The following is a 26977-nucleotide window of genomic DNA, read 5'->3' as shown; positions in this document are numbered from 1 at the left end:
TAAAAGTTACGGTCATTCCCCCCTCTTGTATTGCAACTCCATTGGAGTCTTTTGCAATGAAGGTTATATTTGTCTCTTCTCCGATATAGAGATCAGTCTTATTAATTTTTATTATTGAATCAACCGCTGAAATGTCACTATTAGAAGGCTCGGTTGGATCCGTGGTTGGAGTCTCGTTAAATCTCCCTTGATCCTTTACTTCAACCACTTCCTTAGCAGCATTACAAGAAGTTAAAAGCACCAAAAGTAGGCCTGTAATTAATGTGGTACAAAACTTGTAGAACATTTTTTTTACACCTAACAACAGCCTAGATTTATTTCTAAGCATAGAGTAACTGACCTATCGGAATTATTTTTTAAATTAAGAAAAATTAACTTTAGAAATTATAAAAGTTGTAGAAAATGCCGGTTTCAATAGAGAAAAGACCAAACTTTGAACTACGGTGATAGTAGTTAAAGTCAACTATGTAGCTCAAATTAGGAAGAAATAGACTTCCATGAAAACCTCCGCCTACAAATAAACTAAATGAATCACCAGCTATAGAGTTTTTATTGAGAGTGGCTGTAGAGTTTGTAGTATAAGAGATATCAACACTGTGCTTAACAATACCAAAGTTAGCATGAGTAAAACGACTCAAATCAAGTCTACTCCCAAGTGTTATTAAATTATCAGTGATCAAAATATCATAAGTACCGCTGGCAGTAGTATGAATATTTTCAATTTCAAGTGATCTATAAGTTAACTCAAGAGAGAGTTTATTGATCTTTGTACCAATGACAAAGTATGGGTCAACTCCGTCTCCACCATTCCAAAAATCGATATCAGAAGATAAGACATTATAAGTATACCCTGCTCCACCATATAGGCTTGCTGCATATACACTATGTGAAAAAAGAACGAAAAGAAGTAATAGAAACCTAAGATATTGATTCATTTATTAAGGTTGCAACCTGTTGATCTGCCAGTTCTGATCTGACTGAGCTTTAAATAAAATTCTATCATTTAGCCTATGTTCACCATAGATAAAGAATTCAATCTCAGTTGGATCTACTAAGTAACCACCCCAATTCTCTGGGTATGGAACATCTTTTCCTTGTAACTCTATTGATTTTTCTGCATGAATTCGTAACAAAGTTTCTTTGTCAGAAATCACTTCACTTTGACTTGATATATAAGATGCTATTTGACTATCGCGATCACGACCTTCGAAGTACTTCTTAGAAAGCTCTCGAGACATTTTCTTCACTGTACCAGTAACTCTTACCTGCCTACCTAGGTTCCTCCAAAAGAATGCCATCGAGGCCTTTGGGTTTAAATCTAGATGCTTGGCCTTTGAACTATTATAATTTGTATAAAAGACTAATTGATTATCAATTACACCTTTATAAAGAAGGTATCGAACAGAAACATTGCCCTCATTGTCTGCTGTGGCAAGAGCAAATGCATCTGGGTAAGAATCAAGTTCTTTTGCTTTATCAAACCAGTTTAAAAAGGTTTCAATCGGATTTTTTGAAATATCAAATTTAGTTAAATTTTCCATAGATAAAATATGCCATTTTTAAATCTCTTGGACAAATAAAAAAGGCCCTCATGGGGCCTTTAGGTTATTCATTTAATAAAAAACTTTCTTCTTCTGGAGTAATATCTTCTTCAGACATCATTCTAAGATCCCAAGAGCGATCATTAATCGCACCGTGAGCAAAGCGTAATTCATTATATATATTCGAGAATTTTTGATCTCCAAATTTTAACTTAATATTCTCTGTATCTCTAGCGTGAAGGTCTAGAGTAATAAAGATCTTATCTTCTAGAATATCTTTAGGTAGAAGACTCACTAAGAACCCTACTCCAACTTTTTCAAAAAGGTTATTCTCTCTTAATGAGAGTAACTTTCGAACTCTCTCTTTAGCACCTATTTCAGTATCATTGATTGCTGAATATAATGCTGTTGATATTTTCTTTAAAGATCTTCTTTCAGTTATTCCTAAAATTGTTATTGCTCTCCAAACTCTTCTCCAGGTCCCATGAACTGGTCCAGCAGATAATAACTCTCTTTCTTTATAGAAAGTTAATAGTCTCTTATGAAGTTCATTCTGAGTAATTCCTCTTATACTTTCAAATGCCTCGGCCTTAAAGATAACTTGAAAGAAGCCTCTTGCAGAGTTATGGGCCTCTGTTTCATTGAACTCTGCCCAGTCGATAGTATTATAAACAGACTTAGGGATATTATCCTTAATCAACTGTTTCAACTTAACTTGTTCAGATTGTCTAAAAAACTTATCTTTTAGATCGTATGTAAAACCATAGTCAGAAAAAGTACTTCCAATATCTTCTTCTTTCTCAACGGGAACTAACCCAAAGTATGAAACCTTGATACTTTCCTTGTACTTAAATGGGCTAATACCAATTTTCTTATCTTTAGTTTTAGTATGAATTGGGTAGAAGTAGTAATGTCTCTCACCGTCTGTAGAGTCATAAGAAACTAGATTTTCAGTATATGAGTTATTTCTATCAAAACTCGCAAGAATAAGACCAAGCTTTAACCTAGAATTATCGTAGTCATAGTTATTTGATCCTTTAAAAACTCTTTCAACTCTTTTAGATTTCAAATCTCTATCTTCTTTTGAAAGAACATCTGCTTTTTCATATGAAGAAAGCAGGCTTGACTCTAACTGATTTCCAGAGACAAAGTCTCTAAATATAGAAAGGTCTTTGAATTTATAAGTTGAAGATAAAATTGAGTTATAGGCTTCAATTGCCTTTTCATCATTTAGGTCAAAAATATAATCAATAAGAAATTGAGACCCTTTTCCTTTTCCAAGCCCTACTTTTAGAGCATCTAATTCAAATATTTTTCGTATTTGTTTATCAACAATAGAAACTCCAAATACTTCTAGGTCTGCACCAACCGACACTTCTCCAGCTGTTCCATTTACCTTTTGAGCAATTAGCTTAACTCTCACTTTGTTCTCTTTCATTCTAAAGATGTGGATTAAGAATTTACCTTTAAGCATATAGTAAACTTCAGCCTCAGCATCCAGACCATCTACCTGGTCAAGAAAGCCTGAAGAAGCTCCAAATGCTACAGTCATCTCAGAAGGAATACTCACAAAGTCACCTGGTTCAAGGTACTTTATTGCTCTACTTGCTGAAACAGGTAGTCTATTTAATAAATAAGGTGGAGCTTTTGTTGCTTCCCACTTAGATTGAAATTGTCTTACAAAGTAGACACTTGAATCTCTATCAATATTCAAATAGATAGGAGTTTTGATGACTTCATCAATTATATCACCAGCGCGGACATCTGTTTTCATCTCCCAACGATCTACTCTTGTAAAATAATTCGCAATATACGAAGGCTCTACTTCATATCTATAGCGAGATGAGATGCCTAGACCTTCAAAGAGGTCCACGTCAAATAAATTAACTCTAAATGAGATATCTAGATCTGCAACCTCTGTCCTAACTCTCTCTTGGATATTTGATGGCTTTAAAACATCTCCTAATCCTGCAAAAGCAGTAGAACTAATAGTTGCTTGGATTAATAAGGGTATGATCCACTTTTTCATTTAGGCTCCAGATTCTATTTATTTTGATAGACTATATAATAATTATTTTTCAAATGAGCGATCATTGGAGATTTTACAGCCCCTGTCAATTTATAACCTACTAAAATCACGGCTCAAGGCAACGTAAATTATTCACAGATTATTGATTATAATCAAATAGAGGGCTATATCCTCAGTATGAAAGAACTATTATTATTATTTACACTTCTATTTTCTCAGGCAACTTTTGCTAAGATTGTAAGGATTGAAGTTAAAAAGTCTGCTCGAACAATGGAGTTGATTGATCATAATGATAACGTCTTTAAGACTTACGATATAATGCTTGGTAAAAATCCTATCGGCCCAAAAGAGAAACGCGGCGACAATAAAACACCTGAAGGCGTATATAAAATTGACTGGAGAAACCCTAAGAGTTCTTACTTTCTTAGCTTACACGTCTCTTATCCAAATAGAGATGATATACGTAACTCTCAAGAGCTTGGAGTCGACCCTGGAGACAATATCTTTATACATGGCCTTCCAAATAAGATTCAAAGATTATCAGATGGTGAGCGAAGATTTGCAGAATCCATGCTTTTAAACATGGATTGGACCAACGGATGTATTGCCGTATCTAATAGTGATATGCAAGAAATCTGGGATAATACACCTAATGGCGTTACGCTAGAAATACTTCCTTAGCTTAAGAAGACGCAATGCGCACTCCGTAATTAGCTCATATGAAGAGGTTTTATTGATAAAAAAACCGAATTATAAAGAAAAATACTCGATATTCTTAAATTTTATTTGTACGATACTTCTGCATTCCACAGAAGGATTGACGATATGGAAAACAAAACACAATGCATTAAGAACAAAAAGATTAACTGCTTTACTCTAGAAAACTTCGAAAACCTTGGAAGTATCAATAATTGCCATTTGGCAAAAGCTACTTTCCAAAATTCAAAGATGGATAGTATTAAGGTAAGACACTCTCACCTGACTAAGTCTAATTTACAGAAATGTAATATTAAGAAGGCTTCTTTTCAAAATACAAATTTAGAAAAGTCATCATTTGCTTGGTCTAATTTACAATCGAACCAATTCTTAAGTGACAATATTTCAAATGTGAATTTTCAATTTGTCGACTTATCAAACTCTAGACTTATCAGCTGCAAGGCACAGAAGTCTGACTTTAGATGGTCAAAGCTTATCAACTGTAGGTTTATTGATTGTAATTTGAAAGAAGCAAACTTCTCTAACACAGATCTTCGAAATGTAATATTTGAAGGGTGCAACCTAAAAGGTGCTATGTATAATATAAATACAAGACTTCCTTTTACTAGAGATATGGCAAATAGCTTAGGTATGAACTTTGTAGGTGTTAATTAAGATTCCTTTGGGATCTTAATTGTGAATTCTGCATACTCTCCAACTTCACTTGAAATATCAAGTTCACCTTGGTGGATACCTACTATGATTTCATGACTTAATGAAAGTCCTAGTCCCGTGCCCTCACCTGTAGGTTTAGTGGTAAAGAAAGGGTCAAAGATATCCCTTAAATTCTCTTTATCTATTCCGACTCCATTGTCACGAATAACAATAATAATAGAGTCTATACTTTCGAGAGATGAGATATTAAGAGTTGGTTCATAATTAGAGTCTTCTTTCTCTTTTTTTAAATTCATTGAATAGAAAGCATTTGTAAACATATTGAGAAGAACTCGACCAAACTCTCCCTTGGCAATTAGAAGGCTTGGAAGCTTAGGATCTAACTCTAAGTTAACCCTTGAGTTAAACCCATGGTACTTAGCTTTGATTGCATGATGTGCAAAGTTAACATTGTCCTCGATTAACTGATTAATATTTTCAAGAGACTTTTCAGAATCTTTAGATCTTGAATGATCCAACATTGACCTAATAATAACTTCGGCCCTCTTTCCATGCATATGAATAATACCACTAAACTTTTTCAGCTCTTTGATGGATTCCTTTATTTCGTCAAAGTTAGGGCTAGTGCTATTTAATTCTTCTTCAAGGTCTGTACATGATTCTTTATTGGCATCTGAAAAATTAATTATAAAATTTAAAGGATTATTTAATTCATGAGCAATGCCTGAAGTTAAACTACCTAGAGAGGCAAGTTTCTCTTGGGCAACTAAACGTGTTTGCATATTTTTCAACTCATTGAGGTTTGTATTTAGCTCAACATTCTTTTGCTCTACTTCAGCAGTTCTTTTTTCGACTAGAACCTCTAGCTGTTGCTGATACCTTTTGAGTTCTTTTTCAGCGGCATGTTTTTGAGTAATATCAGAACCGAAACCTATTATCTCAATAATGTCACCCTCTTCATCTCTTCGAAGTAAAGTAGACCAGTTTATAACGATCTCTGTACCCCTCTTTGAAATAAGTGGTAAAATAAAGTCTTTCACCTCAGTAAACTTACTTTCTTCTAAGAACTCTTTTACAAGCTTCTCATTTCCTTCAACACCCAGAGTTTTGAAAAAATCTTTTCCTATGATTTCACTATTTTTAACCCCTGTAATATTAAGTCCAACAGGATTTAGGAAGTTAACAACCCCAGTAGTAGTTAAACCACAAATAATATAAGGACTTCCATTGATTAGCCCATTTGAATAATCTCTCTCTTCAATAATATTTTTTTCACTACGCTTCATTTTATCAACTGAAAGCTTTAAGTGAACTCTCATCTGATTCATTGACTTTGCAAGCTCATCAATTTCATCAAGTTTACTATTTTCTCTATCTATAATGATCGGAGAATCTAAATTCTTAATTCTCAATTGTTTAGCAAATGAGACCAGTGTCATGATTTTCTTAGACACTAAAATATGAATGATATAGAGGATACAAAAAGATACAATAAAAGTTTTTACCGTTTGTGTGATTAAAATGACTAATACTTTATCAAATAACCTAGAAAATAATCCTTCTAGAGTTGCCTGCACATAGAGCGTCCCAATAACAATCACGCTATCGCCACTACGGTACTCAAGAACATACTCCTGCTCAATGATATTTTTTTTCTTATAATCACCTACTTCAGAATAGATTTTAAGATTATTATTTCTTTTTTCTGATATTTTAATATATTGAATATCTTTAAGCTTCTTTATCCCTTTAACTTGAATTGAAATTTGCTCATCATCTAAATTCCACAAACTATTTGATATAGACTGAACGTAACTATCTTTAATTTGCTCTATCGTAGAGTGAATGGCTTTTAACCCAGACTTGTAATCAGTATAAAGCTGCACTCCAGTTCCTAAGAAAGTAAAAAAAGTTGAACAGATTAAAATCCACTTCAACAATTCGAAGGATAAATGTGACTTAGGTTTTTCATTCATTGAATAACTATTCGGATTCTTTACAGAAGATTAAAGAAATAAATGATATTTTTTGAATATATTAAGAAAAATTAATGAAGGATTGATTGAGAAAAAAGCTCAGGATCTTATTTTTTTACCAGAATCCAAACTCCCATCAAAATAAAAGCACTTCCTGATGCATACTTCATCTTTACTGGATCAATATACTTACCTAACAGACTTCCAAAAACAACTCCGAGAGTCCCCGCTAAAGATAAGGCCAAAATAGTTGCAAATAGTACAGAATAAGTAGACTTAGTTTCAGATGCTGCGGCCAAAGCAGCAAACTGAGTCTTATCCCCTATTTCTGCAATAAATATTGTAATAAAAGTTGCACTAAAGACAGACCAATCCACTACTTACTCCGATAAGAAAAAACTTTCTTATGCATTACAGATAATAATAAAACTGAAGATACTCCTATGAATGAACTCATTCCAAGCAGTCCTCCAACTCCATTAAAGTAACTCTTTAGAAAAGATAAAGCAAAAAAATAAACTAAAGTTGCTAATACAAGCTCTAGTCTATTTATCCTATTAGAACTACACATTCCAACAAAAGTTCCTCCAAATAATAAGCTTGGCTCTAACGATTCAAATTCAAGACAAATAAAATAGATACAGATTCCAACGATAGAAGATGCTCGGATTGCCCCAACATAACGTAACTTAGAGAATTCATATGTTACTAATGAAGTAAGTATAGTGAAAATCATTAAAAGATCTCCCTAAATAGCATCAAGGTTAAAAGACTCGAAAACGCTACTGCACCAAGCTTACCACCAAGGCCAATTAAACTTCTCCTAAGAAAGAATAGAATCATTCCACCAATAATACTTATGATGATTAATTCGATCCAAGAATAAAATAATACTGGATCAGTCATTCCAGCAAAGCTTCCACAGTAAATTGCTGCTTGAATCTCTTTATTTTTATAAAATATAAATGTCCCAACAATTCCAACTAACGATGAACCTAAAACCATTGGAATATTGAAGTAAATAAAAAGAAAATTACAAAGAACACATCCCAGCAAAAAAGAGAGGGAGTAACCAAGTATGTAATGTGATAAATTTGACTTAAACATATTTCTCTTCGAAATAAAAAGGCTACTACCCTTTGATTAGCAAAGAGGACGAATTTCGAACCATTTGCCGTGAACTCTTTGTCACCAAGAATCAAGAATTTCTCCAAGGAAGGGTTCTATGAAACTTGCGGAACAAATCCTCTTCAGGATAAATGAAGGTTTTTCACTTAGCAAGCGATTAAGACTTATCTAGTTGGAAGCTCAAACAACACATGTACTAGAGAGTTGCTCAACCTTCTTCTAAAAAAGGATAAGGGCACGACTATTGTGGGCAATGTATGTATTTATCAAGAACCTATAATTTTGGTATGTTAGGCTCCATCTTCCTTCCAAATTAACTTTTTTCTTAAATAAAGTTATAATTATTACGATACGACATGAAAGGAATTTATTATGAACATAACAAAAGCATTAAGTTTTTTAACACTTATATTCATTATCAGCTCGTGCCAACCTCAAGCTCAATACATAAACTCCCAAGAGACCGAATATCAAGGTAGTCGAAGTTTCAGTATCGATGATTCAAAGTCAAAGGCTGAAGTTTCAGTTCATGGTGCTTTTATGGGTACCCCTGATTGGAGAAGTGTTGAAGATGAAATTCAAAGACTCCAAGATAGTGGTGATATAGAAAATGTTGAGGAGCACTCTTTTGGAACAGAGGGTGGTTCGACTTTTTGTTTTGAATTTAGCTCAACAGGCGATAAGAACCGTGTCTATGAAGAATTAAAAAACCTACAAACAGATTTAAAAGAAACTGATTACAGTGTTGTTTCACTAAATAAATGTTCTAGCTCTTTATAATAGCTCGCTTGATAAAAGGGGCTAAACTTTTGGAGATGACTAGTGGTTCCTCTGCACTAATTCCTCTAAAGGATAAAGCTTAAAAAAATGAATAAGGGACATTTAAATGAAATTAGCTTTTTTACTATTTGTATTATTTTCTTTAACGAGCTTCTCAAATGAAATAGACGATACTCTTAATAAGGCCAGGGACATAAAACTAAAAGCTAGTGAGAGTAAAGGGTTTCTTTTAAAAGATATTTCAACAGGTAGCATCTACGAAAAACTTGGTCTCAAATCTAACGACAAAATAACTCAAATAAATGGAAAAAAAGTCAACAATCTTTCCGATGTCGTGAATGGTATGGCAAATGTCAAAAGCATTACTGTATTTCGTGAAGGTAAAGAAAAAGAACTCAACTACTCTATTCAAGATTAGTTCGTTCTGATTACAAAAAGCCGTTTGATATGTTCGTTGATATAAAAAATATAGAAAAATGGCGGGGCAAAGTGGACGAATTTCGAACCATTTGCCGTGAACTCTTAATCACCAAAAATCAAGTTTTACTCCAAGGAAGAGCGTTATGAAACTAGCTGAAAAGATATTGTTAGCCTTAGATGAAGGTCTTTCATTAAGTAAACGCTTAAACCTTATAAAGAAAGAGGTTAATAATAAGGATGTATTAACAGGAGACTTACTGCATCATTTAAATGCACTTGAATGGATGGCCGATAATAAGCCAATAAATCTGAACCAAGTTAAACATTTAATCAAACAGGTCGAATCAAAGTTAAGAAGGAGATGAGTTTAATATAGAAAAACACTTCTATATCCGACAATTCATTCAAATATAAGTTAAGGGGTTTCTAAATGAAAATAATGGTTTTGATATTGCTATCAATGAGTTTAACTGCATGTGCAACTAGTTTTAAGCCAGACTACTCTCTTATTAGAAACTATAGTTTTGATCTTCAAAAAGAAGAACCTTTTAAAGCACCTTATTATTCGAAATTTAACAAAAATGGTAAGGAACTTTTCTATATAGCTGCTGATCATACATCAGATAGAAATAGTAAAACCTTTAAAATTATCTCAAAGGCATTTAATGACTTTAGGCCTGATTTTGTAATTGTTGAAGGGATTAAGTCTGGTGAAGTTTCAAGGGGTTTTATAAAGCATGTCAAAAAGTGCTTTAAAGATGATAATCGACGATGTGGTGAACCTTCTTTTGTTTCTTTCAATGCTCTCAATAAAAAAATTCCTTTTGAGGGAGGAGAACCAAGTGACATGCAGGTTATTGAATCAGCGAAACTAAATGGTCTTGCCGGTGAGGATGTAGCTTATTTTTACCTTCTTAGAATTTCTATCCAATGGAAAAGACAAAACAAAATTAGTGACTTAAATGCTAAAGAAATGCTTTCTAATTTTATACCTGTGATAAAAAAGCGGTTTAATAACACTGTAAACATAAGCTACGATGGCTTTAAAGTTTGGTACTCAGAAAAGTCAGGCAATAACTACAACATCAAACAGTTGAAGAATAACGACGTTGCTCCCATATCAAATGGCTCTTTCTTTCAACAGGTGAATCATAAAATAGGAATAACACGAGAAAGGAACCTACTCAGTAGAGTTGCAAATGCCTTAAATAATCACAAAAAAGTTCTTATCGTTTATGGCGGCGGACATTTTGTAAAAAGCAAACTTGTTCTTGAGAAGATGCTAGGTAAAGCAACATTAGTGAACAATTCACTATAAGTAATTTGTAATGCCTCGTAAACTTGCACTTGAACCTGAGAATTTAAAAAAGAAGTTTACTGCTATTCAAGAGAGCAAGAAAAAGGATTTTCTATACCCGCTCAGTTGAGATACCTCGAAGACTATGCAGCAAAGAACAACATCCAAGTATCTAAGGCATTCAAAGAAGCAGAAACTGCTAAAAAAGCAAGAAGAAAGCAATTTGGAAGTATACTCGACTACATCACTGAACATGATGATATAAATATCATTCTTATTGAAAAGACAGATTGGCTTTATCGCAACATAAAGGATTGGACTAAAATCGACTATGAAGCAATGAACTTAGAAATTCACTTAGCTAAAGAAGGAGAGATAATTTCTAAGGAGTCAGGTTCAAGTCAAAATTTCATGCATGGGATAAAAGTCTTAATGGCCAAGAACTACGTTGATAACCTTTCAGAGGAAGTCAGAAAAGGTCTTGATGAAAAACTAAAAAACGAGAACTCATTAGTTTGGTACTATCGAACCCTGTAATTGAAGATGCAAGTGTACGATATGATTACAAAAAGCCCTTCGATATGTTCGTTGATATAAAAAATATAGAAAAATGGCGGGGCGTGAGGGATTCGAACCCCCGACCAAGAGGTTCGAAGCCTCCTACTCTATCCAGCTGAGCTAACGCCCCTTATGCCTTAAATATTTTCTGCTTTTCTTGATCCGTATTTTTCCATTAATAAAATTACAGCAAAGCTTCCAATAATTAAAGCTATAGCTAAAGCTGTTTGAGAATTAAATTCAGATGGAAAAATATTTGCTTCTCTAAGTATTCTAACTTTACCACGAATGACCTTAGTTTCTAGAACTTCTTTCCATGGCCAAACTTTCTTCATTGAACCAATTAAAATACCAGTCAAGATAGCCATAGTCTGAGGTCTATAGTGCTTCATAAAGTAATTTAGAATTTTTGAAAACCCTAATAAACCAGAAATAGTACCACATAGAAATATCAATAAAGTCACAATATTATCAGCAATAAAAGGATTCTTAACTGCACCAGTTATATACTCATACTTACCTAGAATAAGAAGAAGAAATGATCCACTAAGGCCCGGTAAAATCATTGCTGTAATACCAATCACACCACAGAGATAAATAAACCACCAATCAAATGGTGTTGTCACAGGAATTAAACTCACTAATACCCAAGCTATAATCGCCCCTAGTCCAATGAACATCATATTAGATGGCTTAGTAGGGTTCTCAATATCCTTCCATATAACAATAATTGAAGCAGCGATTAGTCCAAAGAATGCTGACCAAGTTGGTATAGGCTGCTCATTAATCAAATAGTGCATTAACCTAGCAAGTGAGAGAATCGCAAAGATCATTCCAAATGCAAGTGGGATTAAAAATCTTAAGTGAACAGATGACAGTGCATCCTTCCACTTAAGAGTCACTAAATTAATAAAAAAGTCTTTCTTTATTGATGCAACGGCTTCAAGTAAAGGCTCATAAATTCCAGTAATAAAGGCAACTGTACCACCAGATACTCCTGGGATTAGATCAGCTGTCCCCATGCAGAAACCTTTAAGAGAAATCTTTAAATACTCTGCCTTAGTCTTTGGACCAGGAGTTTCATTCCAAGCTTCTTTCCAAGTCTGCATTAACTATTTCCCTTTAGCGCTTCTTCTTCTTTCTTTTGTTTTTCAAGCTCTTCTTTACCGTACTTAGTCTGTTCCCATTCTAATTTGAACTTACACTTAGCACACTCAAGATGCTTTCCATCTCTTTTAGTTTCTTTGAATCCCATGATTCCGTAACCACAAGACGGACAATCTTGAACATACGGTTTAGTCCATGATGCGTTCTCGCAATTTGGATAATGAGAACAACCGTAAAATATTTTACCGTAACGACTTTTCTTTTCAGCAAATTTACCAATATTACACTCTGGACATTTGATATCAAGAGTATATGGAAGAGTAGTATCACACTGAGGATAATCCTCACATCTAACAAATCTTCCGTACTTACCTTTTTTAACCTCTAAGCGCTTACTACACGTAGGACAGTTATCATGAAACCAATTCTTAGGAAGGATTTCATAACTTCCATCGAGATGCTTTTTAAAGTCTTGAGTTGAGTTACAGTCAGGGTAATTTGAACAAGCAAAGAACTGTCCGTTTCTTCCCCACTTAATGTGGTACTCACCGTCTTCACACTTAACACAGTTAATACCTGTAGGTATCAATTGCTTCTTAAGGTTCTTCATTTCTTCTTTTGCTTTTTCTAGAGTAACTTCAAACTCTTTCCAAAACTCCTTAAGAACTTTTTTATATTTTATTGTTCCATCTTCAATTTGATCTAATAGCTCTTCTACCCCTGCAGTAAATTTAATATTCATTACATTAGGAAAACTCTCTACTAGCATTCTACAAACGACAATACCGAGTTCTGTAGGAAGGAATCTATTCTCTGTTTTTTCTACATATCCTCTGTCTTGAATATTTGAAATAATTGCAGCATATGTAGATGGTCTACCAATTCCAAACTCTTCAAGGGACTTAACTAGCGAAGCTTCATTATATCTTGGAGGTGGTGAAGTCCAGTGTTCTTGCTCTTTTGGACCTTCAATCGGAGTGAAAGACTCTCCTTCATTGATAACAGGAAGAATACCACTCTTAACATCTCCAGACTCATTGTCGTCCTCATCTTCTCCACCCTTTCGAGATCTCTTCTCTGCAGCAGCTTCAAGATAGACAGTTCTAAAACCAGGAAATTTAATAATTGACCCATTGGCCTTAAAGAAGTGACCTTCTCTTTCCATCATGACAGTTGTTTGATCAATAATGGCCTGGCTCATCTGAGAAGAAATAAATTTATTCCAGATCAGTTCATAGAGTTTTTGTTGGTCAGGCTCTAAATCCCCTCTAACCGAGTCAGGAGTAAAAGCTAAACTTGTTGGACGGATGGCCTCATGGGCATCTTGTACCTTAGAGCTTCCTTTTTTCTTATATTCTATTGGCTCTACAGATAAATAATCTTTTCCATACTTATCAGAGACGAACTCTCTAAGTTCGGCCATTGCTTCAGGAGCAGTTCTAACAGAGTCAGTTCTCATATAAGTAATAAGACCCTGCATACCGTGTTCAGTAAGCTGAATACCTTCATACAGCTTTTGAGCTGTCATCATTGTTCTCTTAGCAGTGTAACCAAGTTTATTGGCCGCTTCCTGCTGAAGTTTAGATGTTGTAAATGGAGGCGTTGGGTTTTGTTTTCTTTCTTTCTTTTTAACGTCAATAACTTCTAGATCTTTTCCTTTAACATCTTTAAGGATTTTATCTACAAGATCTTTATCAGTTAGGTCAGTCTTCTTTGATGCAGACTCACCATAATACTTAACTTCAAATTTTTGTGCATCTTTCTCGCACACACCATGAATTGAGAACCATTGCTCTGGGACAAATGCGTTAACTTCATCTTCTCTTTCAACAATAATTCTAAGAGCAACAGACTGTACACGACCCGCTGAAATTCCTCTTTGTACTTTATCCCAAAGGATAGGAGAAATTTTATAACCAACGAGTCTATCAAGAATACGTCTCGTTTGCTGAGACTCATACATAGACTTATTTAGTTCAGTTGGATTTTCAATTGCGTTATTTACTGCAGCTTTTGTTACCGCATTAAATACAACTCTGAACATCTTCTTTTTCTTACCGATTTCTTCTGCTAAATGGTGAGCGATCGCCTCTCCTTCGCGGTCCATATCGGGAGCGAGGTAGATAGCTTGAGCATCTTTAGCGAGTTCTTGAATTCTTTCAATTTTATCTTTCTTTCCAGTAATTGGAACAAGGTCAATCTGGAAGTTTTCTTTTACATCAACACCAAGTTTAGACTTTGGAAGATCTTTAATATGTCCATTTGACGCTACAACCTGGTAGCCACGACCAAGATACTTCTTAATTGTTTTGGCCTTAGAAGGTGACTCCACAATAACAAGACTGTAATCACCGAGGTCTCTTTTACCTGTTTTTTTCTTTGAGGTTTTTTTCTTAGATGTTGTTTTCTTTGCCGTTTTTTTGGCTGCTTTTTTAGCAACTTTCTTCTTAGCAGTCTTCTTTTTAGAAGTAGCTTTTTTTGCGGCGGTCTTTTTTGCTGTTTTCTTAGAAGACTTTGTTTCTTCTACAGCTTCTGAGCTGGCCATATGAATATCCTTATTAAAATGAAGGGCGAAGCAAGCTTCACCCTTTTTTGACTATTAGCATAATTTAAATTCTTATAGAGACTTCTATAATGTGTCAGTATTTAACAACTCGTCAATCTCTTCAAGATCAAATTCCGTTAAACCGTATGGGTTTTCTTTAGAATTTATATCCTCATCCATATACTTGAGTCCGGCCTCATTTTCAATATCATTTAATGACTCGAATGCGTCAGGATCTTTCTGAGTTAGATTACCTTCCACTGTGTCAAGATTCTGCTGTTCTAAGAACTTGTCCTCATCTACTCTTGCTTCGTTTAGTGCAGATTCAGCTTCTACTATCTCTGACTCTAGTCTTTCAAGTTCTAGAAGATCTTTCTCATGGTCTTTAATAATAGACTTCTCACGCTCTTGTCTTTCTAGCTCTTCGAGTTCATCGTCCGTTAATTGAACTCTATCTGCTGCCTTGAGTAAATCTTCAGATATATCATCTAGATTTAATTCAACATCCAATTCATCAAGGGCATTTTGCTCTGTGGCACTAACTTCTGCTAAGTCGACACCCTTTCTAAGCATTGAAGCCCTCGCGGCTTGCTCTTCTGTTTTTGACAGCGCAAGAGTTGCGACAGGTATATCAAGCTTACTATTTGTAATTAGAACTGTTGAGAAATTATCAGTAAGCGTTATAACTACGGCTTCACCTATTTTATATGTAGGATCTGGGGTAATCTTCTTTTCCGTTCCGTAATCTTTAAATGAGAATAGTTCAAAGACATTTCCAAGTTCTACTCCATCAGCGCGCCCTCTATCTAAATAGACAACATCACCAAATGATATTCCATTAATCGTGTCTTTAAAGGTATCAATAATTGCACCTTCAATATTTCTCTTATTAAATGTTTTAGTAATTCTATTAATTTTAGGAGTATAGACAGTCAATCTATCCTTTCTAGAAACCATTCCTGTAAGATCAAAAACTTCACACTCCCAAAGGTGATTAATCTTTCTAAGTGCTTTAACTTGTCCTGATATGTAGTACTTATATCCTGATCTATCAGATATTGCATGAGTACTCTTACCTGCAGCTGAGTATACAGAGAACTTGTCACCTGGCTTAACTTTAACTGAGTTATCAAACTTCACATAAATCTTATCAAACTTCTGAATAAAGATGGCCTCTTTTTGAGTTGCCTCAATCTCTCCTAAGTCCTGCACTACATTTGTCGTTATAAATGTATTTAAATAGAATCCTTCTTTAATATCAAAAGTAATTCTAGAGCTTCTATCAAAACCAGAACTATCATACTCATCCCCAGGCTCTTGGATTACAATATCTGGAACTGGTGGGTCGTACTTTTTGTATTCATTTCTAAGCTGTAGATTTCCAATCTCAAATAGATCTTCATATGTATCCACAGAAGCATATTGAAAATATGCTCCCTCAGAGATGAGTTTATTTCTTTCCTTAATCCAATCGGGCTCAACATTCTCACCAAAAGAAGAGAAATCAAGTTGTTGAGACTTTATCCCATCGTTTCCACCCTTCTTTGAAGGATTTAGTGCTTCATCAAATGAGCTCACCTCAATCGAAGGCATTTCCTCAGAACTACCTGTATCAAAGGCAAGAACCATACCTGGCTCAATCTCATGAGGATTTGTGATATGAGGGTTTAATGACCAAATTTTAGAGTAATAGAATCCTGAACCAAATAGCTTTTGAGAAATTTTCCATAACCAATCACCCTCTTGAATGATATATCTATCAAGCTTTGATCCTGTGGATATCTCTTCCCACTCTTTTGATGGTATTTTGGTTTCTACATACTTTGATAACTCTAAGAGCTCACTCTCCTCTTGGCCTACATCAAATATTTCAGTCTTCTCTGAAGATGTATCTCCGATTCGAGTATTCTCATTACTAATAGTCACATTTTCTTTTATTACTATTTCTGGTTCTTCATCAAGAGAGATTGTTGCCTGAGATTTTTTAATAGCTGCTTCAGCTTTATCTTCAAATAGCTCTTCGCCAACATCTTCTTTCAATGACTCTAAGTCATCTATCTCTTCCATAGAAGAGAGATCTATTGCACTACTTGGACTACTTGTTTCTTCTCTTAAAACAGATATATCAGATTCATCCATCAGATCTAATCCGTCTAAATCCTGAGCAAAAGAGCTCTGAGAAATAAGAATAAGTAGAAATAAATTTAGTATCTTATTTTTTTTCATTAAGCCTGCTCAAAAAAGTCATGAAGAATTGAATAATACTTTTGCTTCTTTTTAGATAACTTTAACTTGTCACTACAAACGATTAATCGCCCTAAAACTTTTAGGACAATTCCCGAAAATGCTTCCCTATGTATGATTTCTTCAAAGACTTGCATTGCAAGATCGTACTCACCTTGGATAAATAGCAACTCACCTATTTCATACTTGGCCCTAACTTTTATTTGCCTAACGTTAGAATTTTCAAGCCCCTTGAGAATTGATAGAGATTGATCAAATTTATTTTGTGATGTTAATATTTGTGCTCTTTCTAATTTAATAATTTGTGACTCTACCTCTGAAGCCGGAACTTCTACAGCTGCAACAACTTGTCTAGTATCGATAGAGTTAATTTTCTTAGGAATAGGATCTTTACCAAAGACATCTACTGTCTCTACTAAGTCAGAACTCTCTTTTGCTTGGTTGAGTTGGTTTACAATATCTTCAGGGGCCATCTGTGGCGCTTCTTGTTGAACAGGAAGCTCTTTAGTCTTAGATAAAAGCTCGTTATATTTTTTTTGAAGTTGTTCATACTGCTCCTTAGGAACAGTTTGTAGCTTAGCACTTCTTACTTCATCTTTAGTTTCATTGGTATCATCACCAAATAAACTTCTTTTACTACTAATCCAAGAACACGAAGAAAGAGTCAAAACGAGTGAGAAACTTAAAAAATTTCGAAGAGTTAAAGCACTTGTAAACTTTAACAAGAATTTTTCAGAAATACTTTTCACTTTTCGTCCTCCATGACATATAAGCTCTTAATAATATAGTAATGGAAAATGAAATTGGTGGCAACGCAATGACTCACAAATCTGACAATAACCGAGTAATTCATTTAATAATTAGGGTTCCTAAAGCCGATGCAGCTTTTACGTATTTTCAACTAGAGGCAAATGAGGGGCTATGTTTCTACTCTACTTTAGAAGAATCTTTAAAAGAAACCTATAGAGATATAACAATAAAGGCACATGCGGGACTTGAACAAGAATTACGTCACGTTTTGAACACACTGCAAAACAAAGTTCCATTTGAAATTTTACTCGATGAGTCTAAAGAGGATAGTATATGAAGAAAATGATTCTATTATTACTTACGACGGCATTTATTTCCGGTTGCTCAAGCATAACAAATGGAATTGCACCAGAATTAGAAGTAATTCTAACCAAGAAAGGCAAAAATATTGGTGGAACAGTTGTCTATAATCCTTATGGAATTGAGCATCTTACAAAAATGCGCAGAAATAAGGCCATAGCTAGAATAAGATCAGTTTGTCACCCTACGCCATTTAAAATAGTAAAAGAAGAAACACTTGCACCGGAAGAAAAGAAAGAGAAGTATGGTGGAAACATGAAGGTCTTCATTGGTTCGAAAGTTCGATTTATTGACTATGAGTGTGTGTATCCGTACGAACTATAATTGTATGAAAACAATCCTGCTACTTATAATCGCTTCTATATCAGCTAGCACTATAGCTCTTGAGGCGAACCTAGCAGCTGAAGACAATTGGCCACCATACTCCGGCCAAAATGAAATTGGAGTTTCTCAAGTCATCATAAAGAAAGCATTTCAAAAGTCAGGAGTTAAAGTAAAGATTGACTCCTATCCATATGCACGTGCAGAAAAGAAAGTATTAAATGGACAACTAGATGGATTTTTTAATGTATCAAAGCAGCCATCAACTTTAGGTAAGTTTCACTTTGGTAAAGAGCCAATATTAAAAGCGAAAGCTTCATTCTTCTACCATAAAAAAAGATCGTTCAAATTTAGAAGCTTAAAGGACTTACCAAAAGGCACGGCCTTTATTCTAATTAGAGGCTTTGAATATGGTAAGGACTTTGAACAACATAAGCATAAGTTTGATATTGAATACGTTCATAGCCAAGAGCAAATAATCAATATGCTTATTAGTAACAGGCCAGCAATAACCATAATGTATGATGAAGTTGCAAAGTACCACCTAGATAGAATGCCAGGTACTAAAAAAAATATAAAGAATAAGCCCAGTCATACAAGTAGTATCTACCTGGCCTTCAATAAAGATAGTCCTAAGTCTAAGGCCCTCTCAAAAAAACTTGACGAAGGATTAAGAAAGTTAAAAAGAACAGATATGTATGAAGAGTTACTTAACTTCTAAGTTACTCTCCAGTTTGAACACTCCATAAATTTTTATAAAGACCATTCATCATCAATAACTCTTCATGAGTTCCTTTCTCTTTAACGGAACCGCTTTCAAGTACATAAATTTGATGAGCATGTCTAATAGTAGAAAGTCTATGAGCGATAACTATAGTTGTCTTCTCATTCGTTATCTTGTCTAAAGACCTTTGAATTGCCGCTTCTGTTTCATTATCAACAGCTGAAGTTGCTTCATCAAAAATAAACACAGGAGAATTCTTCATTACTGCTCTCGCAATTGAAATCCTCTGTCTCTGACCCCCAGAGAGCTTCTGACCTCTTTCGCCTACTATAGTTTTATACTTCATTGGTAGCGACATGATGAACTCATGGGCTTCGGCCATTTTAGCTGCTTCAATTACGGATTCTGTGCTTACATCTGTAAGTCCATAAGCAATATTCTCTTCAACAGTTCCGTGAAAAAGATAATTATCTTGTCCGACATAAGAAATATTTCGTCTAAGGTCCTCTTGAGATATATCTGTAACTTTATTATCCCCTAGAGATATAAAGCCTTTAGAACAGTCGTAAAATCGAAGTAACAATTTAACAAGCGTACTCTTACCCGAACCAGTAGAGCCTACGATAGCAATCGTCTTACCAGACTCAACTTTAATATCTATATTGTTTAAAACTTCAAATCCTTCTTCGTAAGCAAAAGTAACATTACTAAAATGTACATCTCCTACCTTATCTGAGGCCATCATAGTCCCGTCTTGAATACCAAGAGGAGTTTCCATTAAGTCGAAGATTCTATTCGCAGAGGCCATAGCTCTTTGAAAGAGATCATATGTTTGACCTAAAGATGTCAAAGGCCACAACAGTCTCTGAGTTAAAAAGATCAATACACTATAAGAACCAATTTCAAGATATCCAGTTTGAACTTTGTGCGCTCCAACGATCATAGTCATTAAAAAGCCACAAAGAATAACCATTCTAATCAGTGGGGAAAAAAGAGAACTCAGTCTAATTGCTGAAAAGTTTGCTTCAGCATAGTTTGTACTTTGATCTTTGATTCTAGATATTTCAAACTTTTCAGCACAATAACTCTTAATCGTGGCAATACCTGCAAGGTTATTATTTAAAATACTATTGAGTAGACCTGCATTGTCTCTTACATTTCTATAAAGTTTTTCGATTCTTTTTTGAAAAAAGTATGACCCAAAAAGAACCAGTGGGACAGGAAGAAATGAAAGTGCAGCAATAAGAGGAGAAAAGTAGAAAAATATAATTCCAATACTTATAACTGTAGTTGCTACTTGAATGAGAGAGTTTGCTCCATCGTCTAGAAAGCGCTCAAGTTGATTAACATCATCATTCATTATTGAAATTAAGTTACCAGTACTTTTATTTTCAAAATAACTTAGCTCTAACTTTTGAACATGAGTGTAAGTATCTAGTCTTAAATCATTTTGAACATTTTGAGCAAGACCTCTCCACTTTACTTTCAATAGATATTCAAAGAACGACTCCAATACCCATACTGCGATCGTAAGTGCAGCAATAGCGTAAATCTGCTCCATCATAGTCTTAAACCCAAAGCCTGCGACGAAGGAGTCCTCTTTCTTTACGACAACATCAACTGTCATACCAATAAGTAAGGGAGGAGCTATATCAAAAATTTTATTTAAAACTGAATATATAGAAGCCAGCCAGACATCTTGTCGTCTGGCCTGCATATACTTCAATAATCTTTTAAGTGGAGTTGTTTCTTCTTTCAAATTAATACTTTAGGTTAACAATTAATGGAAAGTGATCAGAGTAGCCTGCTCTCTTATTTGATGTAGAGTTGTGCTCAGCTCTAAATGGAGCGCCTTTTATAGATGAGCCATAAAGATATTTTCCCTTACTTCTATACTCATATGTCTTAGTAGCAAACGATGGTGAATAAATTTGATAAGAAGGTATATCAATCTCTAATCCCTTTTTGTCTAAAAGATTCTTTGTGTAAAACATTCTATCAAGTAAGTTCCAAGTCATACCTCTTCCATAGAAGTAAGTCCCAGGGGCCATTTGGTTTTTAACATTCCAGCTGATTGATTTGTCATCTTTAAAAGAAGTATGAAGATCAGTGTAAAGCTCGTCTTTATAAAGAACACTTTTAAATGGGTGTGGATAGTTTTCATCAATAGTATTAAAGTCTCCCACTGCCATAATATTATGAGACTTATCTTTCTTTAAAATTTCTTTTGTTCTCTTAGCAAGCGTATTCGCTGCAATTAATCTTGTTTCAGTAGGATTACCTAATGAAGGCCAGTGGTTAACAAAAATAGTTAACTTTTCTTTTTTACCAATTAAAAATTCAACTTCTAAAATATTTCTTGATGGTCTTTCTTTGAAGTACTCACCTTTAAGGACATGCTCTTTTTTAGAAACAAACTTTACTTCATCAGTCTCATTCCAAAGAATCGCGAGATCTATTCCTCTTTTGTCAGGAGAATCAGAGACTGTATATTTCTTATATCCAATATACTTTGCTAATTGAGCAATTACATTTTCATTTTCAATTTCAGATAGAGCTAGAATATTTGGAAGCTTATCATCTCTTCTAACCATTTTAGTTATGTTTTCAATTTTAACTTCAAGGTTATCTTTGTCCCAATCAGTTTCATGGCACTCTTTTTTTCTATAACTAGATTTAACTTTGTCACAAGCTTCTTTTTTTCCTTTTAATTTTTTAGGAAGAAAAGTCCAGTCATTCTTCCCCTCGTCGTGAGCGATATCAAAAAGGTTTTCAACATTGTAAGACATGATCTCAATTGTTTTTCCAAGGCATGGAAGGCTTGCAAATATAACTAAAGAAATTAAGAGTGATTTCAAAGTAATTCTCCGTTAGGGTTAGATTTACTCCTTTTAGCAAAGTCATTGCTCTTTTTCCATATCTCTTATGTCAAAGTTTGATTATTTTGAATATTTTTTAGAGAAAGAGGCGAAGAAATCGCCCCTTATATCAATCACTTATAGATTTGCTTTTAACCATTCAATTAAATCATCATGATGCGTTTTAGTTTTAAATTTATCCATAACGTGCTTTAGGCGACCATCTTTTCCAATGATAAATGTTGTTCTAACAACGCCCATATACTCTTTTCCCATAAACTTCTTAAGTGACCAACAACCATACTTCTCAGTGATCTTGTGCTCAGGGTCTGATAATAAATCAAAGTTTAACTCATCTCTCTCAATAAATTTCACAAGTCTCTTCTCTTCATCTGGAGAAACTCCTAATACAACTGTATCTAACTTCTTAAGAATTGCTTTGCTATCTCTAATACCTTGGGCCTGTACAGTACAACCAGGAGTCATTGCCTTTGGGTAAAAATAAAGAACAACATTCTTCTTCCCTTTAAAGTCTTTAAGTGAAACTTTCTCACCGTCTTGGTTAAGCATTGTAAATGCTGGTGCTAAATTACCTACTTTTGGAAATGACATACTTTCTCCTTACCATTTATTTCTTAATTCTCTTAATCTTAAAAATACTTCTTTTTCAGAATCTACATTACCCTTGAGCCCACTGACAACTTCTTCATTGTCTAACCTAAAGAAAGTATTGAACTCCCTCTCATTTCCAACATTGAAAGTCATCTTAGTAGAGTCAGAGCTCTTTACCTTACTTAGCCACTCACAGGCGCACTTATTACTAGGCTCTCTGTCTAGAGTAAACTCAAGGTTATTTTCAATATAGTCATGCCCAGGAAATAAAATAACTTCATCACTCAAAGTATGAAATTGTTTCTTGATAGTTTCAAATAAAGCTCCAGGGTCCCCACCATTATGACAATTACCTACTCCTGCGTTAAATAGTGTATCTCCGGTCAACACAGCAACAGCATTACCTTTATAAATATACTTCAAGCAAAGGTGAGCGAATGTATGACCAGGCGTATCCATAATACTAAGCACTCCATCTTTCACACTAACTTCATCATCCACTTTCAAAAAATGGTTAACTCCTGGAATCTTACCTTTGGCATTTTCATGTGCGTAGACCTCTGCCCCTGTCTCCTCAACGATCCCAGCATTGCCACAATAGTGATCCAAGTGCTCATGAGTATTAACAATAAGGTCAATTTTTAAATTTAAAGACTTTGCGAACTCTAACATTTGATATGCGTCAAAAGGATCGACACACAACGCACTGCCATTCTCTCTCTCAATTAAATAAGAAAAATTTCTAAGAGGGCTAAATGTATAGATTTGATGAATAAGCACTTTGACACCTTTTTTTAAATACGAGTAAAATCATTAAGTTATTCCGTAAACTCAAAATCACTGAGGACAACTATGCAAGCAGCTGAAGCCGTAACAAAGGCCTTCTTATTTTTTCTTTTCACGAAATCTCTAATTGAGTCTTATCTCGATAATAGAAATAGAAAGCATATTTTGGCCAATAGAAATTCTGTACCCGAAAAGTTTAATGATCAAATAACTTTAGAAGATCATCAAAAAGCAGCCGACTACTCTATTGAAAAAATTAAAGTTTCTAAAATATTTAACTTTGTAGAACTTGTAATACTACTTCTTTGGACACTTGGTGGTGGTATTGAGTCACTCGACAAACTAGCAAAAACTTTTGGTTTAAGTGAACTACTTACAGGAGTATTATTTTTTGCAATATATATGTTTGTAAGCCTACTACTTGGGCTTCCTCAGTCACTTTATTCTACTTTTGTTTTAGAAGAGAAGTTTGGTTTCAATAAGACTACACCAAAGACATTTCTCATAGATACTCTTAAGGGAATTGCCCTTGGAGCCATTATTGGTTTTCCAATTTTATATGCAATTCTTTGGATCATGGAGGCCTTAGGAGAATTCTGGTGGACATACGCTTGGGCGTTCTTAACTCTTACACAATTTGTAATTATTTGGGCCTACCCAAGATTTATTGCACCTCTCTTTAATAAGTTCTCTGAGCTAGAAGAAGGGGAAGTAAAAGATAAGGTCGTAGCACTCCTAGACAAGACAGGTTTCGAAAGTAATGGTCTCTTTGTAATGGATGCAAGTATTAGAAGTAGTCATGGGAATGCCTACTTCACTGGCTTTGGTAAAAATAAAAGAATTGTTTTCTTTGATACTTTAATAAAGAACCTCTCCGCTGATGAAGTTACGGCCGTTCTTGCTCATGAACTTGGTCACTTTAAAAAGAAACACATCGTTAAAGGGTTAGTTAAGTCTGTTGTTTTAAGTTTCATAGGTTTTGCAATACTAGGATTTTTAGCTGACTGGGTACCTTTCTTTACAGGTCACGGAGTTGCAACGCCAAGTACACATGCTGCACTATTATTATTTATGATGGTCTCAGGTGTTTATACTTTTGGACTTATTCCACTAAATGCGATGACTTCAAGAAAGTACGAGTTTGAGGCAGATGAATTTGCGAGCCAGTACGCAAATGCGAAGGACTTAATAACAGCACTAGTTAAACTCTATAAACACAATGCAAGTACACTAACTCCAGACCCTGGATATAGTAAATTCTATCATTCTCACCCTCCTGCATTAGTTAGAGTGAAGCATCTTGAGTCACTTATAAAGTCGTAACAATACCTAGGAGTTGGTTAACTTTTGACACCAGCTCCTATTTTTCTTCTGTCAGTTTAGCCCCCTTTCTTACATTTATTTTCTAAGTTACCGAAACACCGTGTCAATATTTTTTATATAGAAAATATCTTTTTGACACGTAGGACTAATAGGTTCATTTTAGACTTGTATGAATTATTTCTGTGAGAGGGAATTATGAAGCTATTTATGATCTGTGCAATTTTCTTAAGTGTAATGGCTAGTGCGAATGCTGGTCAAAAACAAAGACCATTTAATGACGAAGGTCCTGTCTGTGAAGACAGCTGCGGAAAGCAAGATAAACGAGTTCAAGATAGGTCTACTATTATTCTTACTGACAAGAAGCCTCCATTTAACGATGAAGGCCCAGGCGGAAAGAAAGGCTAAACTATTTCTCTATAGCTACTCCTTCTATTGCGAGTAGCTTAACTTTTAAGTCTAATCCTCCGGCGTAGCCTCCAAGAGCGCCATCAGCTCTGATTACTCTATGACATGGAATAATAATAGGTATTCTATTCTTATTGTTCGCTCCTCCAACTGCTCTTTGACCACCCTTGAGAGAGAGTTCATTAGCAATATCCCCATATGACTTCACTTCACCGTATTTAATCTTCTGTAACTTCTTCCAAACACTCTTTTGAAAGTCTGTACCAGAAAGATCTAATTTTATTGAAAATGTCTTTCTTTCTCCATTTGCATACTCATTAATCTCTCTTGTCACTTGATCAACAAAGCTACTCTCACTGTTCTTTGATTCTACTTTGCGAGGTATTGTAAATGAGAGTAGACTTAAGCCCTTACTAGTATATTGAATATAGAATTTTCCAAGTTTAGTATTTAGGATCGCATCCATGAGTATTATCTCCATTATTGATTGTGCAACCGAGACGTTAACAAATAACTGCTACAATAGACTAGTCGAATATTTCACAATACCAATGAAATTCCACTGCCCATCACTCTATGGGATGGATAGCTTGAAAGATGATAGCTCAAGTGCCTACATTATCTTTGGAAGCTACTCAAATGTTGTTGATAGACTGAATTGGCAAAAAGACTTAGCTCTATTTATAGATAAGAAACTCCAAGAGGGAATCCCTATTTTAGGAATATGTTTTGGTCATCAACTAATGGCAGACTTTTATGGTGCAAGGGTCGTAAACAATATAAACAATGAATCCTATCAAGGTGTTAGAAAAGTAAACACTCAAAATAAAGAGCTATCTCTTTTTGTGGCCCACTCTTATCAAGTAGAGGAAGTCCCTAGTTGCTTTATGAACCTAGGAGCTTCAAGTCTATGTACTAATGAAATTATCAAGCACAGAGACCTTCCCTTCACTGGTATCCAAGGACACCCTGAGGCCTCTCAGTTCTTTCTAGATACAACGCTTAAAGGTGTTAAGATGACAAAACTAGAGATTGAACTCGCTTCAAAAGATGGAATTGAGTTCATTGAAAGCTTTCTAAAAGAGTACTCTCTACTTTAGAGGAAAGCTGAGGCAGTACTCTTTGATCTCCTCTTCAATCTCCTTAGAAAAAGCAGATAAGCGATTTGAATCAATATCTAACTCAGCTATTGAATCTCCATATGAATTTCTAAGTGGAATAATTAGCTCTGACTTTGTTTTCAAACTACATGCAATATGTCTTTCATCACTTTGAACATCTTCGACATTAACTACTCGGTCTTCTCTTAGAGCAAGTCCACAAAGTCCTTCTGATATAGGAATCTTCACATGCTCAGTAGACTCTCCAATATATGGACCTAAGACTAAATCCTCAGACTTTAAACCTGATATATACTCAGTTTTATAATAAACTCCAATCCAATCAGCAATTTGAGAAATTTTCTCTTTAGCGCCAAGAACCCACTTATAGACCTCAGTATTATAATAGAGCTCTCTGGCGTCACCACCATTTCTTAAAATAGGAGCAAGACTCTTAGTCAGCTCATCAAGCCTAATACTTTCTTTCTTAGTTAGCTCATGCTTATGAGGAATTTTAACTTGAAGAGCACCAACAACACTACCAAGCAACTCTATAGGTAGCATTAACTCTTTCTTTTTCTCTTGTTTCTTTTTCTCAAAGTTTAATACACCAAGGGCGTTTCCAGTTGAAGAGATTAACTCAAGAGACTCTCCTCCCTGAATATAGACACTAAGAGAGTAATCAATCTCTAAAACATTTAACAAAAATAAATTTTTAATATCAGTACTTACATCCACGATA

30 protein-coding genes, 1 tRNA gene and 1 pseudogene are annotated in these 26977 nt (G+C 34.7%); 13 read left to right on the top strand and 19 right to left on the bottom strand.

Translation table 11 applies throughout. The annotated features are described in order from the left end of the window. From ABX784_RS02880 to ABX784_RS02865, 4 genes are all read right to left on the bottom strand, one after another. On the bottom strand, positions 1 to 286 hold a 286-nt coding region (locus tag ABX784_RS02880), incomplete at its 3' end, for a hypothetical protein (RefSeq protein WP_372652328.1). A gap of 91 nt (positions 287 to 377) precedes the next feature. Beyond that, complete coding sequence (locus ABX784_RS02875) at positions 378 to 935, bottom strand: hypothetical protein (RefSeq protein ID WP_372652327.1); 558 nt, start codon at positions 933 to 935, stop codon at positions 378 to 380. 3 nt (positions 936 to 938) lie between these two features. Continuing rightward, a complete protein-coding gene (gene pdxH, locus ABX784_RS02870) occupies positions 939 to 1541 on the bottom strand; it encodes a pyridoxamine 5'-phosphate oxidase (RefSeq protein WP_372652325.1) in 603 nt (200 codons plus the stop codon). Between the two features lie 64 nt (positions 1542 to 1605). Then, positions 1606 to 3570, bottom strand: coding sequence for a hypothetical protein (locus tag ABX784_RS02865; protein ID WP_372652323.1), 1965 nt, complete (start codon positions 3568 to 3570; stop codon positions 1606 to 1608). Positions 3571 to 3747: 177 nt separating this feature from the next. Between ABX784_RS02865 and ABX784_RS02860 the strand changes: the two genes are divergently transcribed. Further along, the gene (locus ABX784_RS02860; RefSeq protein WP_372652320.1) at positions 3748 to 4251 is read left to right on the top strand and encodes a murein L,D-transpeptidase family protein; all 504 of its coding nucleotides are present in this window, start codon (positions 3748 to 3750) and stop codon (positions 4249 to 4251) included. Positions 4252 to 4395: 144 nt separating this feature from the next. Then, positions 4396 to 4941 carry a pentapeptide repeat-containing protein gene (locus ABX784_RS02855; RefSeq protein ID WP_372652318.1) on the top strand — a complete coding sequence of 182 codons (546 nt, stop codon included), beginning with the start codon at positions 4396 to 4398 and terminating at the stop codon, positions 4939 to 4941. On the opposite strand, the gene ABX784_RS02850 is transcribed toward ABX784_RS02855, so the two are convergent. The 4 genes from ABX784_RS02850 to ABX784_RS02835 all read right to left on the bottom strand — a co-directional run bounded on the left by ABX784_RS02850 (position 4938) and on the right by ABX784_RS02835 (position 8024). Further along, positions 4938 to 6917: an ATP-binding protein gene (locus ABX784_RS02850; RefSeq protein WP_372652316.1), complete on the bottom strand. Its 1980-nt coding sequence runs from the start codon at positions 6915 to 6917 to the stop codon at positions 4938 to 4940. The genes ABX784_RS02855 and ABX784_RS02850 overlap by 4 nt on opposite strands. A gap of 107 nt (positions 6918 to 7024) precedes the next feature. Next, entirely contained in the window at positions 7025 to 7294 is a 270-nt protein-coding gene (locus ABX784_RS02845) for a TMEM165/GDT1 family protein (RefSeq protein WP_372652314.1), read from the bottom strand. Continuing rightward, entirely contained in the window at positions 7294 to 7653 is a 360-nt protein-coding gene (locus tag ABX784_RS02840) for a hypothetical protein (RefSeq protein ID WP_372652312.1), read from the bottom strand. Before ABX784_RS02840 ends, ABX784_RS02845 begins: the two co-directional genes overlap by 1 nt. Then, positions 7653 to 8024 (bottom strand): hypothetical protein, encoded by a 372-nt coding sequence (locus ABX784_RS02835; RefSeq protein WP_372652310.1) that lies wholly within the window; start codon positions 8022 to 8024, stop codon positions 7653 to 7655. The genes ABX784_RS02840 and ABX784_RS02835 overlap by 1 nt, the downstream gene beginning before the upstream one ends. A 393-nt stretch (positions 8025 to 8417) precedes the next feature. Here ABX784_RS02835 and ABX784_RS02830 point away from each other — a divergent pair, with 393 nt between their 5' ends. From ABX784_RS02830 to ABX784_RS02810, 5 genes and pseudogenes are all read left to right on the top strand, one after another. Continuing rightward, positions 8418 to 8825 (top strand): hypothetical protein, encoded by a 408-nt coding sequence (locus ABX784_RS02830; protein ID WP_372652308.1) that lies wholly within the window; start codon positions 8418 to 8420, stop codon positions 8823 to 8825. A gap of 106 nt (positions 8826 to 8931) precedes the next feature. Next, positions 8932 to 9243, top strand: a complete 312-nt coding sequence (locus tag ABX784_RS02825) for a PDZ domain-containing protein (protein ID WP_372652306.1) — start codon at positions 8932 to 8934, stop codon at positions 9241 to 9243. A 145-nt stretch (positions 9244 to 9388) separates the two neighbouring features. Beyond that, on the top strand, positions 9389 to 9610 hold the full coding sequence (locus tag ABX784_RS02820; RefSeq protein ID WP_372652302.1) for a hypothetical protein: 222 nt from the start codon (positions 9389 to 9391) through the stop codon (positions 9608 to 9610). Positions 9611 to 9675: 65 nt separating this feature from the next. Further along, the gene (locus tag ABX784_RS02815; RefSeq protein ID WP_372652300.1) at positions 9676 to 10563 is read left to right on the top strand and encodes a hypothetical protein; all 888 of its coding nucleotides are present in this window, start codon (positions 9676 to 9678) and stop codon (positions 10561 to 10563) included. Positions 10564 to 10647: 84 nt separating this feature from the next. Then, positions 10648 to 11079 (top strand): annotated as a pseudogene (locus tag ABX784_RS02810) (recombinase family protein); the annotation flags it as partial. 74 nt (positions 11080 to 11153) lie between these two features. Here ABX784_RS02810 and ABX784_RS02805 read toward each other — a convergent pair. The 5 genes from ABX784_RS02805 to ABX784_RS02785 all read right to left on the bottom strand — a co-directional run bounded on the left by ABX784_RS02805 (position 11154) and on the right by ABX784_RS02785 (position 17745). After that, a tRNA-Arg gene (locus ABX784_RS02805) sits at positions 11154 to 11230 on the bottom strand. 7 nt (positions 11231 to 11237) lie between these two features. Continuing rightward, positions 11238 to 12209: a DUF368 domain-containing protein gene (locus ABX784_RS02800; protein ID WP_372652298.1), complete on the bottom strand. Its 972-nt coding sequence runs from the start codon at positions 12207 to 12209 to the stop codon at positions 11238 to 11240. Further along, positions 12209 to 14752 (bottom strand): type I DNA topoisomerase, encoded by a 2544-nt coding sequence (gene topA / locus ABX784_RS02795; RefSeq protein WP_372652296.1) that lies wholly within the window; start codon positions 14750 to 14752, stop codon positions 12209 to 12211. Before topA ends, ABX784_RS02800 begins: the two co-directional genes overlap by 1 nt. Positions 14753 to 14836: 84 nt before the next feature. Continuing rightward, entirely contained in the window at positions 14837 to 16978 is a 2142-nt protein-coding gene (locus ABX784_RS02790; RefSeq protein ID WP_372652294.1) for a LysM peptidoglycan-binding domain-containing protein, read from the bottom strand. After that, positions 16978 to 17745, bottom strand: coding sequence for a hypothetical protein (locus ABX784_RS02785; protein ID WP_372652292.1), 768 nt, complete (start codon positions 17743 to 17745; stop codon positions 16978 to 16980). The genes ABX784_RS02790 and ABX784_RS02785 overlap by 1 nt, the downstream gene beginning before the upstream one ends. A 41-nt stretch (positions 17746 to 17786) precedes the next feature. Between ABX784_RS02785 and ABX784_RS02780 the strand changes: the two genes are divergently transcribed. From ABX784_RS02780 to ABX784_RS02770, 3 genes are read left to right on the top strand one after another with little or no spacing between them, the layout of a single operon-like run. Beyond that, entirely contained in the window at positions 17787 to 18083 is a 297-nt protein-coding gene (locus ABX784_RS02780) for a hypothetical protein (protein ID WP_372652290.1), read from the top strand. Continuing rightward, on the top strand, positions 18080 to 18430 hold the full coding sequence (locus tag ABX784_RS02775; protein WP_372652288.1) for a hypothetical protein: 351 nt from the start codon (positions 18080 to 18082) through the stop codon (positions 18428 to 18430). Before ABX784_RS02780 ends, ABX784_RS02775 begins: the two co-directional genes overlap by 4 nt. A gap of 4 nt (positions 18431 to 18434) precedes the next feature. Continuing rightward, entirely contained in the window at positions 18435 to 19148 is a 714-nt protein-coding gene (locus ABX784_RS02770) for a substrate-binding periplasmic protein (protein ID WP_372652286.1), read from the top strand. A 1-nt stretch (position 19149) separates the two neighbouring features. Here the strand turns inward: ABX784_RS02770 and ABX784_RS02765 are convergent, their stop codons facing one another. The 4 genes from ABX784_RS02765 to ABX784_RS02750 form a co-directional block, all read right to left on the bottom strand. Then, positions 19150 to 20910 carry an ABC transporter ATP-binding protein gene (locus ABX784_RS02765; protein ID WP_372652284.1) on the bottom strand — a complete coding sequence of 587 codons (1761 nt, stop codon included), beginning with the start codon at positions 20908 to 20910 and terminating at the stop codon, positions 19150 to 19152. 1 nt (position 20911) lies between these two features. Then, positions 20912 to 22009, bottom strand: coding sequence for a hypothetical protein (locus ABX784_RS02760; RefSeq protein ID WP_372652282.1), 1098 nt, complete (start codon positions 22007 to 22009; stop codon positions 20912 to 20914). Positions 22010 to 22147: 138 nt separating this feature from the next. Further along, on the bottom strand, positions 22148 to 22621 hold the full coding sequence (gene bcp, locus ABX784_RS02755) for a thioredoxin-dependent thiol peroxidase (protein ID WP_372652280.1): 474 nt from the start codon (positions 22619 to 22621) through the stop codon (positions 22148 to 22150). A gap of 9 nt (positions 22622 to 22630) precedes the next feature. Next, positions 22631 to 23401: a hydroxyacylglutathione hydrolase gene (locus ABX784_RS02750; protein WP_372652278.1), complete on the bottom strand. Its 771-nt coding sequence runs from the start codon at positions 23399 to 23401 to the stop codon at positions 22631 to 22633. 72 nt (positions 23402 to 23473) lie between these two features. On the opposite strand from ABX784_RS02750, the gene ABX784_RS02745 reads away from it, so the two are divergent. Both ABX784_RS02745 and ABX784_RS02740 read left to right on the top strand, forming a co-directional pair. Continuing rightward, on the top strand, positions 23474 to 24730 hold the full coding sequence (locus ABX784_RS02745) for a M48 family metallopeptidase (protein WP_372652276.1): 1257 nt from the start codon (positions 23474 to 23476) through the stop codon (positions 24728 to 24730). Positions 24731 to 24925: 195 nt separating this feature from the next. After that, positions 24926 to 25135 (top strand): hypothetical protein, encoded by a 210-nt coding sequence (locus tag ABX784_RS02740; RefSeq protein WP_372652274.1) that lies wholly within the window; start codon positions 24926 to 24928, stop codon positions 25133 to 25135. A 1-nt stretch (position 25136) separates the two neighbouring features. Here ABX784_RS02740 and ABX784_RS02735 read toward each other — a convergent pair whose 3' ends face one another. Then, positions 25137 to 25601: a methylated-DNA--[protein]-cysteine S-methyltransferase gene (locus tag ABX784_RS02735; RefSeq protein WP_372652271.1), complete on the bottom strand. Its 465-nt coding sequence runs from the start codon at positions 25599 to 25601 to the stop codon at positions 25137 to 25139. Between ABX784_RS02735 and ABX784_RS02730 the strand changes: the two genes are divergently transcribed. Then, positions 25600 to 26235, top strand: a complete 636-nt coding sequence (locus tag ABX784_RS02730) for a type 1 glutamine amidotransferase (protein WP_372652267.1) — start codon at positions 25600 to 25602, stop codon at positions 26233 to 26235. The genes ABX784_RS02735 and ABX784_RS02730 overlap by 2 nt on opposite strands. On the opposite strand, the gene ABX784_RS02725 is transcribed toward ABX784_RS02730, so the two are convergent. Next, complete coding sequence (locus tag ABX784_RS02725; protein WP_372652265.1) at positions 26227 to 26973, bottom strand: GAF domain-containing protein; 747 nt, start codon at positions 26971 to 26973, stop codon at positions 26227 to 26229. The two genes, ABX784_RS02730 and ABX784_RS02725, sit on opposite strands and share 9 nt — an antisense overlap. Between the last annotated feature and the right edge of the window lie 4 nt (positions 26974 to 26977).

The sequence above is a fragment of the Halobacteriovorax sp. genome (assembly GCF_041587335.1).
Lineage (GTDB): Bacteria > Bdellovibrionota > Bacteriovoracia > Bacteriovoracales > Bacteriovoracaceae > Halobacteriovorax.
This window is presented reverse-complemented; position numbering and strand designations above follow the sequence as displayed.